General features: G+C 47.9%; 8 protein-coding genes. 2 read left to right on the forward strand and 6 right to left on the reverse strand.

All coding sequences use genetic code 11. From position 1 onward, the window contains the following. Positions 1-159: 159 nt before the first annotated feature. The 4 genes from ACMVP2_RS26205 to ACMVP2_RS26220 form a co-directional block, all read right to left on the reverse strand. Positions 160-540, reverse strand: a complete 381-nt coding sequence (locus ACMVP2_RS26205; RefSeq protein ID WP_416865798.1) for a hypothetical protein — start codon at positions 538-540, stop codon at positions 160-162. 171 nt (positions 541-711) lie between these two features. Then, on the reverse strand, positions 712-2808 hold the full coding sequence (locus ACMVP2_RS26210) for a hypothetical protein (protein ID WP_416865799.1): 2097 nt from the start codon (positions 2806-2808) through the stop codon (positions 712-714). A gap of 70 nt (positions 2809-2878) precedes the next feature. Next, positions 2879-3370, reverse strand: coding sequence for a hypothetical protein (locus ACMVP2_RS26215; protein ID WP_416865800.1), 492 nt, complete (start codon positions 3368-3370; stop codon positions 2879-2881). A 101-nt stretch (positions 3371-3471) separates the two neighbouring features. Continuing rightward, on the reverse strand, positions 3472-5463 hold the full coding sequence (locus tag ACMVP2_RS26220; RefSeq protein WP_416865801.1) for an alpha-amylase family protein: 1992 nt from the start codon (positions 5461-5463) through the stop codon (positions 3472-3474). A gap of 380 nt (positions 5464-5843) precedes the next feature. Between ACMVP2_RS26220 and ACMVP2_RS26225 the strand changes: the two genes are divergently transcribed. After that, the gene (locus ACMVP2_RS26225; RefSeq protein ID WP_416865802.1) at positions 5844-8963 is read left to right on the forward strand and encodes a WD40/YVTN/BNR-like repeat-containing protein; all 3120 of its coding nucleotides are present in this window, start codon (positions 5844-5846) and stop codon (positions 8961-8963) included. A 38-nt stretch (positions 8964-9001) separates the two neighbouring features. On the opposite strand, the gene ACMVP2_RS26230 is transcribed toward ACMVP2_RS26225, so the two are convergent. Further along, positions 9002-10870: a DEAD/DEAH box helicase gene (locus ACMVP2_RS26230; RefSeq protein WP_339790599.1), complete on the reverse strand. Its 1869-nt coding sequence runs from the start codon at positions 10868-10870 to the stop codon at positions 9002-9004. A 240-nt stretch (positions 10871-11110) separates the two neighbouring features. On the opposite strand from ACMVP2_RS26230, the gene ACMVP2_RS26235 reads away from it, so the two are divergent. Further along, the gene (locus tag ACMVP2_RS26235; protein WP_416865803.1) at positions 11111-14089 is read left to right on the forward strand and encodes a DNA polymerase III subunit alpha; all 2979 of its coding nucleotides are present in this window, start codon (positions 11111-11113) and stop codon (positions 14087-14089) included. Between the two features lie 53 nt (positions 14090-14142). On the opposite strand, the gene ACMVP2_RS26240 is transcribed toward ACMVP2_RS26235, so the two are convergent. Then, positions 14143-15330: a hypothetical protein gene (locus tag ACMVP2_RS26240; RefSeq protein WP_339790594.1), complete on the reverse strand. Its 1188-nt coding sequence runs from the start codon at positions 15328-15330 to the stop codon at positions 14143-14145. Between the last annotated feature and the right edge of the window lie 43 nt (positions 15331-15373).

Below are 15373 nucleotides of genomic sequence, written 5' to 3' on the forward strand. Positions count from 1 at the left end.
GTTGGACTATCCCAGCAAACACAAATAACCTACCAGGCTAACGGTTAGTTTCAATATGGCATTTTGGCTGCAGGAGCAGGTCACCAAAATTCCTCAGGTTCAATATGATGCAAAAATGCAAGAGCTAAAAGCTGAACTCAGGAAACTTTGGGTTTATGCTCAGGCTTTGGGCGGTGGAGAGCTAATCTCCAAAAAATTTTGTGAAATGAGAGACAAGGGATTTCCGAAGGTGTGAACAACACTCACAAAGTCATTGCCGAGCGAAATTGTAGGTAGCAGGGGCAGCTGACAGTAGACCACATGATGAACACCAGGGTGTCCATTTTCGCCATCCTGCTCATCGTGTTCCTGCATGGCATTTTCAATACCCAGCACCGACTCCAAAGCAAATTCCAGGATACTTTCAATGTCGTTGTGGGTCAGATCCTCGGCCACATGGTCGGGCTGTGCATCCCTGCCATCGATGCTATAGTTAAGCAAATAGAGGGCAAGGAAGTAAGCAAGGAACTTGCGTGTGAATATGTACCCTCTGACTTTCATTTTTGACTATGGGACAAATATAGGGCTTTTAGCATTGGTTAAAGAAATGAACACCAATCTTATATTTTCGCTTCCTGAAAGGTGCGAGAGGCGTTTTCGATTCCTCAACGTGAGAAATAGCTTCCTACCCCAAAAAGAGATCAGCAGTGCTTCGGGTAATTGCTCAAAAAGTCACTTCTGGAAGCTGGCAGATTTAGCCACCTCAATATCTCTTTCCACTTCTGGAGTAAGGCTTTTCCATGAAAAGTAGTCCTTCCTCTCATCCTGGAAACCAAAAACACCACCAACGATGTAGGGTACTTCGAGGTAGTTTTTGGAGGTTACGTCCGAAAGTTCTTTCCAGATAGCAAGGGCCTCTTCCAGAGCCTTGACTGCCTGTTGCTTTTGAAGTGCGTCCCCTTTTTTTCTAAATAGCCCAAGATAAACCCCTGCTTGCAGCTTCTTAGCAAAATAACGACTCAGGAGCGACCAGGCTCTCAAATCATCTATTTCCTGATTGTATTCACTGGTGTAAACAGAGCCTTTTGTGACCAAAGTCTCTATCAAGACATCTGCTTCCGCCGCATTGCCTGTCAACTCATTTGCCAGATCCAACGGTGTTTTGTTACTCTTGGAGACTTCTTTCTTTTCAGCCTGAATAGCCACATAGTCCTTGATAGAAATGTAGCTCGGATCCAGCACCTTACGGTCCATTAGCTCTTCCAATGAAATAAAGAAGGAGGCTTTATCGTCGTAGCCATACCCGGGGGGAGTTACCGGCGACATAAACCCCTCAGCATAAAGTGTGTAGTCCCAGGTAGAACCGAAGAACGAAGCCAGCCTTAAAGGCATCTTGCTCACCAGCTTATACGCATGCAGCATCTGCGGCCCTTGATCCATCTGGTATTTTCGATTGAACTGTTCTTCAAATACCTTGTCAGGCGTATTTATATCGTACAGTAGCCTGCCCCAAAGACTGTAAAACAACCACTGGCGCTCGAAGGCGTAGTTCCAGGTGCGACCTATTTCAGGTTTGGTGAAGTATTCGAAAGCAGGTATATAGCCCTCAGAACCAATATAATACCCGTTCATGAAGTCGGCTGTATTAGTTTTGATATGGCTACGGATAAAGTCTGGCTCGCCCCACCGGAGAATAAAGAAGTCCTCGTTGCGCACCATCCACTCTATTTTGTAGTTCTCAGGGGCCGGATTCCAATAGCCAGTATTTACAGCACCGGACTCGCTGGCGTGAGTGATCAAAAGCTTTGGTGTTGAATGCCCGTGGCTCCAGTTGAACTTCACTTCTACCTGCACAGGATCCTGAAAATCAGCAGCATCCAGTATCCTTCTCATTTCATTGCTTGAGCCCGACAACACGGCCCTGTGCAGAAACTTCACCGGCCTGTTTGCCGCTTTCATGCCTGCTACAAACGTCTCTGCAATCCAGTCCTCCCGCTCTGCTGCTGTCATTTTTGTCATCCAGTCGGCCAGCGTTACACCAAGCCCTGACAGGTCTTCGTAGGTATCAATGACAGCCGTCACGGCCTCCCTTGTATAGTCCTTCACCACTTGCGAAGTATCATTGAGGGTTTTCACGCCGTGGTGTTTGGCAAAAGACTCAGGCACCACAATATTCCAGTTGACAATAAAAACCTCCACCCCTCTTTCTTTGGCCATACGGAACAGCCCCTTCCAGAACACCTGCCAGTCGGCCATTTCCTGGTCAGTAAAGGGACTGGCTTCCGGATAGCTGGGTAACCTCACCATGTACTGGAAAGGGTGCATGTTGTACAAAGCCAGCTGGTTGAAACGGTTGGCCATCATCATATCCAGAAAGGCTTCCCAAAACTTCAAATCCCGGCAGGTGCTCAGGTGGTAGTCCATGCTGAGACTCTCCCTGTAGGCGTCCCAGGGCAGGTTGAACTTGATAGCCCGGACTTCCATCGAAGGATTGACTTGCCTTCCATTTATTTGCTCTGGTTTCCTGCCGTTGGCAATTTCCTCTGTAAAAGCCAGGAGGCCGTACCGGGCACCCGAGAAGTCATTAGCTGAAATGACTGTTTGGTTCCCACTCCAGTCTATCCGGTAGCCCTCCTTTTTTACAGTGGCATCACCTCCAAGCTTGACGGCAATATCATAATCGGTTATTCCATTGGTCACTAGCGCTTCTTTGGTTTTCACCACCAGGCGCTCCATTCCGGGGATCTCCGCCGGGTAATTGATGGTTTGAGCAGCTGCGCAAAACGTCAATAGCTGGAAACAGAATATCAGGGTATAATTTCTGAGCATACTTGAAACTAACAAAAAACGCCATGATTAAAGCATCATAGCGTTTTGTAATTGCTTAATGATAGGAATGTCATTCCCCGGAACCGCCAATCTTCTTTTTGGCAGCCTCGGCTTTAGCTTTTAGCTCGGTCATTTTGGTTTTGTCGGTAACAATCGCCTTCGTCGAACTATCAAGCAATGCAGTGGCCTTCTTCACTCCTTCAGCACATTTCGGTGCCTTGGTGCCACATTGCGAGCTGGCCTTTGATGCGCTGGTTCCCTCTGTGGAAAGTTGCTTTGAATCCGCATCCAGGGATTTGTAAGAGCCTTCCAGGTCTTTGAACCTGGCGAGCAGACCATCGATAGCACTTTCATCCTCTTCCTTTGACGCTTTGTCAATATCTCCGTCCAGCTTTGCAAGCATCGAAGACAGCCCCTTTTGCTTGTTAGCAAACTCAGTAACCGAGGCAATGTATTTGTCGATAGTAGCATTGCCGAACTTTTCGGCTTTCGTACCATCATCTTGTCCTACAGCGAGGTTGGCGGTTAGAGACAATAAAATAATAGAAAAAAATGTTTTCATAGTTTTAAAAATCAATGGTTTATGAAAGCTACGCAAAAGCCCCATAATTTCTCAGGTGGCCTAAAAGAAAATATATCCACCATCGCCCTAATGATTTTTTCCTACTTTTCAATAACCACGGCTTCATATTGACCCAGCTCCTCTACCTTGAGTTGAAGGTATCCGTCGCTCCAACGATAGTCAACAGGATCACTGCCCACCATCGTAAACACGTTGGACGGTTTAACTTCGCAGCGCACCCTGAATTCCAGGTCATTAACTTTTAGTGGCTCAAAAAACGTATTGCCACTAAATCCTGTAATATTCAGCAGATGCAAAATGATGCCATCTTCCTCCTGGCTGCCAAAGTTCTCAGGTGTGTTCTCTACATATTTTTGCAACACCGCCTCTACTCTCGGGTGTGCATTAGTCGTTAGCAAATCGCTGATGTCGGGCTCCAGGTAATTGATCATATCAAGCAGTATTTGCTTGTGCTCTTCGTAGCCATGTATGTAGTACAATCTGCCAAGGTTGATGGGCATCAAAACAGCTTTGCTTGCAGGATGGTGTTTCACGGCCACGGCCTTATAGCCTGTCGGTTCATGGCCACCTATTTTCTCCGGAGGGCCGGGTCGGCCAGGTGTATAAATGGGCAAATAGGTTTCGTCAGCCTGGTCAAAATTATAAAAGCCAAGGTTAAATTTAAACATAATAAGACTCTGTAAATCAAAGCTTTTAAATACTGACTTGTTTTCAGGCGCCAGGTAATACCCAGCTCCATCCTGATCTGGCTGGACAGCCTTTGCACCGAACAGCTCGAGCAGCGCATCCGGGTGCCCACTCAACGACTTGTTGGTCGCAATCAGGTGCGTGCCGCCAGCAACTGCCGCCTCAATCACTGCCAGTGAACCACTGTCCAGACTCACAATTTCCGAAAGGATGATCACCTTGTAGCCTTTCATCTTACTTCCGAGCTTCGACAGCTGGGCATCTTCTATCAGATCAAATTGAAGGTGAGCCTCCTTCAGCATCAGCTGAATGCCCCTGTATTCCTGTGCACGCTCGCCTCCCGGCCAGTAGCCTGGCGATACCACGGCGATTTCAGCCGGAGACATATAGTGACCGTAGTACTTTTCGTTGGCTTTGTGGTGAGCATATACTTCTCTGAAAACCTCATAACTCCTCTCGTCTTCATTCCCTTGAAAATCGCCCATGATGCTCATGTCGAGCCCTGAGCCGTTGGCAATGTTTTGATACAGCCTGATGGCCGACTCCTCAGGTTCCACGGCGTTGTACCTCGACTGAAAAGAAATCTGTTGGATACTTGCGTTACTTATGATGTGGTCGGGGTAGCTGTTTTCTACATTGTTGACATTGTCAGAGGCCGAATAGGGCCAGTAAGGCAGGCCACTTGGGTGCGACTCATGTCTGATGATGTCGACGTAGTTGCCCATATACGTGCAAATGGCGATCTGCTCATTCTTTGCCTTCACCATGACGTGTAGTCGCTTCATCAGGTCATCCACAGTGAACTTCTTGAACTCCTGGTACTTTTGAAATACCGGATCAGCGTCGCCCTCCACCAACGGCAGTTTCATACCGCTGTATGCCATAAACCGCTCTTTATCATAGGGGTTTTGGTCAATGCCGTGATAAACGCCTTCATAGGCATTTCGTGTTTGATAGCCCGGCATGTTGATGAAAATACCATCAATAGGATACAAGTCAATGACCTCACCAACAATGTCAAAAAGCACCTTTTGCTCATAGGGTGCATTGATGGAAATCACATACATATCATCGTTCCTGATCCGCTCTCCTTTTGGCGACAAATAAAACCAATCAGGATGCCTGTCGAATATGCTTTCGTGCGCCCGGCTGAAGTCAAACCTGACAATCACTCGGATGTTGTTATCATGGCATTTACGGATTACGTCACCCAGCATATTATCCTTCATAAAAGGGTTCGTGTACTGGTCTTCCAGTTTGGTGGGGTAAAATGCCATAATGCCACCGGCATTGATGATCAACGTATTCACTGAGAACCCTTTGAGGTCATTGATCAGGGAGTCCACATTAAGATCAGCTTCGTAAGCAGGGAGATTGGTCTGCATAGTGCGAAGGTTATTCGCTTTCCACCAGGCAATTGATTCGGGCCAGGTGATTTGTTCACCAACCGCTTTCGTCCCTGACTGTGGAGGAGAACATGATAGGGCAGTTAGCAACAACACTAAAAACATCGAGAATCTTAGAATTTCCCTCATAAAGCTCATCTAACTTGTTTTTATAAATGTAAATCAATATCGATACAGTTTACTTGAATCTTATATAAACGTTGGTGACGGGCGCAACAACGGAGGTGAAGTACGCACCTTAGTCGTCTCTAATCTCCCCCTATTATCCTTATTATCGGCCAGCGCTACGAAATTGATTAAACACAAAGTCTATTTCTTCATACTTTGAGGCTAACAATTGAAGATCAAACAACTTAACCATGAAAAGACTTGCGCTCCCCCTGCTGCTAGTGACTTTTGCTGTAACCGCCCTGGCACAACGAAAAGCCCAGACAACCCAACCTCCCAAAACCATTGACCAAAAGTATTTCTCGCAAATGAAATATCGGTCAGTTGGCCCCTCCCGAGGCGGAAGAGCTACTGCCGTTGCCGGCATACCTCAAAAGCCCTACACCTTCTACATGGGATCGCAGGGCGGCGGAGTTTGGAAAACGGACGACGCAGGCTGGAACTGGGAGAACATCACCGATGGCCAGTTTCAGGTAGGCTCCATTGGCGCTATTTCTGTAGCTCCCTCCGACCCAAACGTAGTATATGTCGGAACAGGCTCTGCATGCCTTAGAGGCAATGTTTCTCCCGGAATTGGTGTGTACAAGACAACAGACGAAGGGAAAACCTGGAATTTTATCGGCCTACCGAATGCCGGACAGATTGGCAAAATTGTCGTTCATCCCTCCAACCCCGACATTGCCATGGTAGCCGCTCTTGGCAATGCCTTTGGCCCCAACCCGGACAGAGGAGTATACAAAACCATTGATGGAGGCAAAAGCTGGAAGAAAACGCTGTTCGTGAGCGACAGTACAGGCGCTATTGACATTGAAATGAATCCTGCCAACCCTCGCATTATGTATGCTGCGATGTGGCGGGCGGATCGCAAACCCTGGGCCATGACAGACGGAGGCATGGAAGGCGGCATCTGGAAGTCGAAAGACATGGGTGAGACCTGGGAAAAGCTGGAAGGCGGACTGCCGACCGGGCTTCTTGGCCGCATTGGACTGGCCATTTCTCCCGCTCAACCCGATCGGGTTTGGGCACTGATACAAACCGCCGACGAAAGCAAAGGCGGGGTGTACCGAACCGATGATGCCGGTAATTCATGGAAGAAAATCAATCGGGATCATGAACTTCGCCAACGAGGATGGTACTATACCCATATCACCGCCGACCCTAAAGATCCCAACACGGTTTACGTCAACAACGTAGGCTTCTACAAATCAATCGACGGCGGCAAAACCTTCGATACCCGCATAAGAGTGCCCCATGGCGATAACCACGGTCTTTGGATCAACCCCGACAACACGGACATTATGATCCATTGCAACGATGGTGGCGCTACTGTATCTATCAACGGAGGCAAAAGCTGGTCGCACCAGCAGAACCAGCCCACGTCGGAGTTCTACAGAGTCACTGTCGACAACCAGTTTCCTTACCGTCTCTATGCCGGTCAGCAGGACAACACCACCATCTCGGTTCCCTCCTATTCGTCCGGCTCTCTCACCGACACCGAAGAGTGGTTCGGCGTTGGCGGTGGTGAATCAGCTGACGTGGCTGTTGACCCAACCAACCCTGACATCATTTATGCAACAAGCTACAGCGGCGAGATAACTTTCTACAACAAGAAAACCGGCGAAATGCGCCAGGTAACGGCCTACCCTCACTATACAGAAGGTACCGAGCAAAGAAAGCTCAAGTACCGCTGGCAGTGGAATTTCCCTGTACTCATTTCAAAATTCAACACAAACGTTATTTACGACGGCTCCAACTATGTGCACAAGTCAACTAACAAAGGGCAGTCGTGGGAAGTAATAAGCCCCGACCTTACCACCAAGTTCGCTGAAACACTGGGAATCCCCGGTGGGCCCATCCAGCACGACGGCACAGGTGTGGAAGTGTACTCTAGCATTTTTGCGCTGGAGGAGTCACTCTTCAATGAAGGTGAGCTGTGGGCCGGGTCTGACGATGGGCTGGTGCACATCACGAGAGACGGCGGCAAGTCGTGGAAAAACATCACCCCGCCGGGCATGCCGGCTATGGGCACTGTGAATAAGATTGAGTTGTCCTCTCATCAGGCCGGAAGAGCGTTCGTGGCTGTGTACAAATACCGCAGGAAGGATTTCAGTCCTTACATATTCATGACCAACGACTTTGGCGCTACCTGGTCGACGCTCACCAATGGAAAAAACGGCATTCCTGCTAATCACTTTGTACGAGCCATTGCTGAAGACCCCGATAGAAAAGGGCTCCTCTACGCTGGCACAGAATTCGGTATGTACCTGTCCTTCGATGAGGGTAAAAACTGGCAACCCTTTCAGCTTAACTTGCCGGTGACACCCATTACCGACATGGAGGTGCATGAGAAAGACCTTGTCATCAGCACCCAGGGCAGGGCTTTCTGGATACTGGACGACCTTACGCCCCTGCATCAGCTCAACGACGCCTTGATGGCAAAGAATACCTTTCTTTACAAGCCGAGAGACACCTACAGAACCAATGTAGGCGGCTGGAACGGGCGGTCAGCAGATATCAACTTCTTTGTGAGTAAGACCGACGACAAAGTGACTTTAGAAATAATGGATGCCAGGGGTGTCACTCCAGTGGTTTATTCAAGCAAGCCCGACAAGGCAAAGGGAGAAAAAGAGTTGGAAATAAAAGAAGGCATGAACAGCCTGTCGTGGAACCTGATGTACCCCGGCCCAAAAATGGCTGACAACTTCATGGCTATGGTGTTCAGCGCCAACAGAACGCCAGGCCCAAAGGCGGTACCAGGTACCTACTCAGTGAAACTAACGGCGGGAGACTATTCCCAAACCGAAACATTTGAGTTAAATGCAGACCCTCGCTGGCCTCACATTACAACCGCCGACTACCAGGCCCAATTTGATCTCGCTTCCGAAATGACCGACTACATCACCAAAAGCCAGGATTTGATCAGAAACATGAGGGCTATCAGGGAGCAGGCAAAGGCCATTGCAGAAAGGTCAGAAAAAGCTGGCTATTCGTCCGCAATCAAAGACAAGGCAACGGCACTGAACAAGAAGCTGACTGAGGCAGAAGATGCTATCTTCCAAAATCAGATTGAAACCAGCCAGGACGAAATTAATTTTGAGAGGAAGTTCACTAACCACATAGCCAGGCTTTACGGTGTGGTGATTGACGATCACAATAAACCAACAGCAGGCATGCTGGAGCGCTACGACGATCTCAAAAAACAGTTTATTGATCTTAGAAAGCCTTATGATGAAGTATTGACGACTGACTTCCCTGCTTTCAATCAGCTGCTGGAAAAAGAAAACGTACCCAGAATAATTACAGAGAAATAGACACAAAAAAGCCTGGTCGATGCCAGGCTTTTTATGCTTTATCCTTTCGGTTCGTCTTTGTTCACTCTCAGCTCCCGGCCGTCAATCACCAGCCCTTTGAAGCTGCTTGCCACTTTGCCGGCGCTCTTTGCGTCCACCTCGAAAAACGAATGGCTCTTGTTGAGCTGAATCTGTCCTATATCGTCTTTTCTCAGCTTCGTCTGATCACAAATGAATTTGAGCAATTCGCCCTTGTTCACTTGGTCCATACTACCGATGTTGATAAAAAAGCGATCCATGCCCTTGCCTGCTGGCCCGGAACCAGTTTCACTGTTTGTTCTTTCACGCCTCTCAGACCTCACTGGTCGGTCATTGCTTTCAGATCTAACAGGTCTGTCACTTCTTTCAGGTCTCGAAGGCCTTTCGGGCCTGGCTGGTTTGTCAAAGCCACGATCAGGGCGGTCACTTCTCCTGTCCGGACGCTCGTCTCTACGGTCGCCCCTTCTTTCGCTGCCGAAATCGTTACGATCTCTCCTGCCATCTCTTTCACGGCGGTCACCCCGGCGTTCCATGCCCCTGTCATTGCCCCGGTCTCCGGTACGATCGTCGTTCAGGTTCTTGTCCGATACTTCTTTGTAGCCGATCAGCTCCATTTGTCTCGACAATAGTTTGGCAAGCAAGGTTTCCTGGTTCATCTCAGCAAACATGGCTACCACCTTATCATGTATCTTGATATCGAGGCTTTCATTTACCTCAGTTTCCATCACTTTGTCAGCCCAGTGCTCAAGCCTGCTGTTCAGTATCTGACTCACTGCCGGCACCTGCACCTTCTTCATCCCAATTCCCAGCTTTTTTTCAATGAAGCGGATCTTACGGATATCGTGATGGGTGATCAATGCCAGAGAAATACCGGTTTTACCCGCCCTTGCCGTTCTACCACTCCGGTGAGTATAATATTCCGAATCATCGGGAAGCGAATAATGAATCACATGGCTCAAATCGCTGACATCGATGCCCCTCGCTGCCACATCAGTAGCTATCAACAAGCGTACGGCATGGGCTTTGAATTTCTTCATTACCTGATCACGCTGTTGTTGTGATAGGTCACCGTGAATTGCTTCGGCGTGGTATCCACTTTGTGTAAGCTCAACTGCCAGGTTCTGAGTATCAATTTTAGTACGGCAAAAAACGATACCCAGCATATCCGGCTGAAAATCGATAAATCGGCGCAGTACTTCAGCTTTGTCAGACGCCCTGATCACCGTATACTGGTGTTCGATATTAGTATTCACCACATTGCCCGACTGCACCGAAACCTCCACAGGATCCTTCATGAACTTCTTGATCAGCGATCTGATTTCACGGGGCATGGTAGCCGAAAAAAGCCAGGTGGCTTTCTCCTCCGGTGTATGGGACAAAATGGCGTCAATGTCTTCTTTAAAGCCCATGTTGAGCATTTCGTCCGCTTCATCAAGAACGACAATGTCAATGGTCTCAATTTTCACGACCTTCCTGTCAATCAGGTCGATGAGTCTGCCGGGAGTTGCCACAATGATCTGCACTCCGGCTTTTATGGCTTTTATCTGAGGGCCTATTGGCGCTCCACCATAAACTGTCTGAATACGTAAATTGGGATAATACTTGGCAAATGCTACAAGCTGCGCCGCAATCTGCTGGCACAACTCACGTGTGGGCGCTATAATCAGCGCCTGTGTGGTAAGATCACTACTATCCACATGGTCCAGCAGCGGCAATCCAAAGGCCGCAGTTTTTCCCGTTCCCGTTTGAGCAAGGCCGATAAAATCGATGGGCTCACTTATTAATAACGGAATGGACTGCTGTTGGATGGGAGAAGGAGATTCAAACCCCAATTCGGGAAGAACCCTTAGCAAGGGCTCTGATAACCCAAGCTCAGAAAATATACTCATTAAAACTTAATATAGATTAAGCTGCAAAGGTACAGCAAATTATTTGGAGTTGTGCTATTGGCGGATACCCATAACAAATAATATTCTGAGAGCTGCGCCGTGAGGGAGTGGAAGGAAACAGCCAACCGTCAACAACTTGCGAATTATAATTGCTATAAAAGCTAATTTATATAGTATTTTAACGAGTGATTAAGCTAATTTATTTAGTAATTTAGCGGGGTAAGCATAAAACCTGTCCCCTTGTACCTCAACACCCACTCATACTACAGCTTCAAATACGGCACTATGAGCCCCAACGAGCTCCTTGAAGAAGCCAGAACGAAGGGTGTGTTCACACTGTGCCTGACCGACATCAATTCAACGGCTGGGTGTCTTGAGTTTGTGAGGGAGGCCTCCAAATATGGTATCAGGCCCATGCTGGGGGTTGATTTCCGGAATCACCTTCAGCAGCTCTACATTGCCATAGCCAGGAACAATGAGGGCTTTCAGGAAATAAACGAACATCTTTCAAAGCACCTCAGAGAAGGCTCACCGCCCATTCCGCCGGGTGCGCCTCAAAAGTGGCAAAATGTAACCGTCATTTATCCGTGGGAGATTTACAGAAAAAGCCTTCACAGCCTGCTTCCTCACGAATGGGTCGGCATTAAACCGCATGAAGTTACCTATCTGCACTTGCAGAAAGAGCCACTTCCGAAGGACAAGCTCGTTGGCTTGGCTACTTCCACATTCAGGCACAAAAGAGACTACAACACACACCGGCTGTTAAGGGCAATTGCTGAAAATGCCCTGCTGACCAAGCTCGAACCCTGGCAGCTGGCTGGAGATGTCGACCGCTTTTACTCGCCCGCAGAGCTGGCAAACATCTATAAAGAAACTCCACAATTACTACTCAATGCTGAGCGAATAGCTGGCGAGTCCGGGATATTTTTTGATTTCAGCGATGACCGGCCCCACCAAAACCTAAAAACCTACACCGGTTCAGAGACAAACGACTTCCAGCTCATTTCCAAACTTTGCCAGGACGGCGTCTCTTATCGCTACGGAAAACCTACCCGGCAAATTCAGGAGCGCATCGACAAAGAGCTGGAAACTATCCGTGCAAAAGGATTTGTAGCCTACTTTCTTATCAACTGGGACATTCTCCGGTACGCCCGCAGCAAAGACTACTTCTACGTCGGGCGGGGCAGCGGTGCCAACAGCATTGTGGCCTACTTGCTGCACATAACCGATGTGGATCCGATTGAGCTTGATCTCTACTTTGAGCGCTTCATTAACCTTTACCGAACAAATCCGCCGGATTTTGATATCGACTTTTCGTGGAGAGACAGAGAGGATATCACTCAATATATATTCAACCGCTTCCCGAACGCTGCATTGCTGGCTACCTACAGCACATTCCAGTACAAATCGGTGGCCAGGGAGTTAGGGAAAGTGTTTGGTCTTCCGTCTATCGAAATCGAAGAGATGAACACCAGCACAAAAAGCGGGAAGGTACCCGATCAATTGGTGCAAAAAATCATGAGCTATAGTCAGCTTATTCACGATTTCCCCAGCCACCTCAGTATCCACGCAGGTGGCATTCTAATCGGTGAAAAACCGATGACCTATTTCACCGCCACTCACCTGCCTCCTAAAGGATTTCCCACCACCATGTTCGACATGGTGCTTGCCGAAGATGTTGGTCTTTACAAGTTCGACATTCTCAGTCAGCGTGGCCTGGGGAAAATAAAAGAAGCTATTGACATCATCAGCAACAACCACCCGGCTGATCCAAAAATCGACATCCACGATATCAAGAGATTCAAAAAGGATGAAAGGGTGAAGGAGCTTCTTAGAGAGGGTAAGGCGATCGGCTGTTTTTATGTTGAGTCGCCTGCCATGCGCATGCTGCTCAAAAAACTGAAGGTGGAAGACTACCTCGGCCTGGTGGCCGCCAGTTCCATCATAAGGCCGGGCGTGGCAAGGTCTGGCATGATGAGGGAGTATATTCTTCGCTTCCGTTTTCCTGAGCGAAGGAAAGATGCCCACCCGGTGATGATGGATATTATGCCAGAAACCTACGGCATTATGGTCTATCAGGAAGACGTGATAAAAGTTGCACATATGTTCGCAGGGCTGTCGCTAGCCGAAGCAGACGTTCTGCGCAGAGGAATGTCAGGCAAGTTCAGGTCCAGAGAGGAGTTTCAGGAAGTGAGAGAACGATTCTTTAACAATTGTTTTTCAAAGGGCTACGATAAGAAACTGACTGAGGAAGTGTGGCATCAGATCGAAAGCTTTGCTGGGTATGCATTCTCGAAAGGGCATTCAGCCTCCTATGCCGTGGAGAGCTATCAAAGTCTATTTCTGAAGGCCTACTACCCTCTTGAGTATATGGTGGCCACGCTCAATAATGGTGGTGGATTCTACAGGCCTGAGCTCTATGCGCACGAAGCCAAAATGCATGGAGCTGTTATTGAAGCCCCTTGTGTTAATAAAAGCGAGAACCAAAGCACTATTGATGGAAAGACCATCACCATTGGGCTTGGGTCAGTGAAAGACCTGGAAGCGAACACCATCGAAAGGGTGCTGGGAAGTCGGGCCGAAAAAGGAGTCTTCCTGAGCCTGGAAGATCTTGTCAGCAGAACAGGCATTTCGCTGGATCAACTTACGCTTCTGCTCCGGGTTGGTGCTCTTCGCTATACCGGTAAGACCAAACAGCGGCTGCTATGGGAGTCGCACTATATGTTTGGTAAAATGGGTGGAGCCAAAAGCAAGATGCAAGAACAGCAGTTGTTCGGACTTCCCTCCATCAAGGACTTTGAGCTGCCTGCATTAACAGTTGATCCTCTGGACAATGCCTTTGATGAGTTGGATTTACTTGGTTATCCACTTTGTGATCCGTTCTTGTTATTGCGAGACATTCCGTTTGAGCCCGTAATGGCATCTCAGTTTCCAGCCTATCTTGGCAAAACTGTCACAATGCTGGGTTACCTCATTGCCACAAAAAACACCAGCACCCTCAAAGGCGATGCCATGCACTTTGGTTCATTCATTGACCAGGAAGGCAATTTCATTGACACCACGCACTTCCCACAGGTTGCCAGAAAGCACCCCTTTCGTGGCAAAGGGTTCTATAGGTTAACAGGAAAAGTGGTGGACGAATTTGGCTTCTATAGTCTGGAAGTGAGTGAAATGGAAAAGGAAGCTTTGCTCTCCAGTATCAAAATGCAAAACGCATAAAAAAAGCCCCGCCGGTATTTCCAGCAGGGCTCTTCGACCGAAGTCAAATATTATTAATTACAGCCAGCAGCGTCTTGCGCATCAGCAATTTCTTCTGCCTTTGCATTCTTCTTCAATTGCGTGTATACTGACATCAAAGGCCCCATTACTGAACAATCTTCCGGTTCAGCAACATGAGCGGCTTCAAGATAAGGCAACGACTTAGTTAACACTTTGTCACCTTCTTCCACCAGCTTACCGCCTTCTTTCTGATAGGTTTTCAAATCCATGGCTCTCGCCTTGTCGTAGTATACTTTGGCTCTGTTCACCCAGATTACACCAAGGTTGAAGTTTCCAACATAGTTACCTGGCTCAATAGCCAATGCCTTCTCGTAATTCGTCTGAGCTTTAGCGATTAGGTCTTGCGTTTCAGCCACATTACCGTCAGCTTCAGTCTGGACACTCAAATTATCATAAAGGACAGCCAGGTTAAGGTAAAGCGAAGCATTATCCGGCTCCTTTTCAATAGCGCCTTTCAATTTCTCGATGGCCTCCGGGCCTTTTTTCATAGCAATCAGAATATTGATTTCCTCACGCATAAAGTCTGCGTTGTCAGGGAAAGCTACTTTCGCCTTTTCCAACAAAGCAAGTGCCTTCGCATCGTTTTTCTTTTCACTTCTCTCAAGATAAACCATTGTGGAGTAGATGTCTTCGTTGGCATCATCCTGATCGATCAGTTTGTAGTACATCTTCATCGCTTCATCTGTCATCTCAGCCTGCTGCGCAGCCACACCTGCGTAAAACAGTGTCAACGAGTCTGTTGGCTTGATAAGAGAGGCCTTGTAGAAGTTCTCATAGGCACCATTGTAGTCCTCTTCTCCATAAACTTCTCCACCTGTGTTCAGGAACTTGCTCCAAAAGTCTTCCACTTCGTATTCAGCAAAGTTGTAGTTTACCGAACCTTCAGACTCCATAGTCATCGCCTTTTTGAGCGCTTCAGAAGCCTCAGCAATAGCCTTGTCCGTGTCCATAAGTCCGCTAACGGCTGGGTCTTCACTTGTCGCTATGGCCTTATAAATTTTTCCTTTTGTAAGAAAGGTCTTACTCTTACTGGCATTCTTTTCAATAGTAACAGCAACATCTATCTCGGCTTTGGCAGCGGCCACATCTCCTTTATTAAGGAGACTTTCAGCCTTCGTCACATTGCCTTTTTGAGCATAACTCGCCGTGAACAAAAGCACACCAGCGAGAAGTAACAGCATGTTTTTCATAGTGATAATCTTCTTTTGCAGTTTTAGTTTATTT

Origin of the sequence: Imperialibacter sp., assembly GCF_048007035.1 — a bacterium.
Lineage (GTDB): Bacteria > Bacteroidota > Bacteroidia > Cytophagales > Cyclobacteriaceae > Imperialibacter.

Bases quoted from the DNA above. Each gene is read 5' to 3' on its own strand.
- ACMVP2_RS26230 (WP_339790599.1), bottom strand. From the start codon at position 10,870: ATGAGTATATTTTCTGAGCTTGGGTTATCAGAGCCCTTGCTAAGGGTT.
- ACMVP2_RS26220 (WP_416865801.1), bottom strand. From the start codon at position 5,463: ATGCAGACCAATCTCCCTGCTTACGAAGCTGATCTTAATGTGGACTCC.
- ACMVP2_RS26215 (WP_416865800.1), bottom strand. From the start codon at position 3,370: ATGAAAACATTTTTTTCTATTATTTTATTGTCTCTAACCGCCAACCTC.
- ACMVP2_RS26240 (WP_339790594.1), bottom strand. From the start codon at position 15,330: ATGCTGTTACTTCTCGCTGGTGTGCTTTTGTTCACGGCGAGTTATGCT.
- ACMVP2_RS26210 (WP_416865799.1), bottom strand. From the start codon at position 2,808: ATGCTCAGAAATTATACCCTGATATTCTGTTTCCAGCTATTGACGTTT.
- ACMVP2_RS26225 (WP_416865802.1), top strand. From the start codon at position 5,844: ATGAAAAGACTTGCGCTCCCCCTGCTGCTAGTGACTTTTGCTGTAACC.
- ACMVP2_RS26205 (WP_416865798.1), bottom strand. From the start codon at position 540: ATGAAAGTCAGAGGGTACATATTCACACGCAAGTTCCTTGCTTACTTC.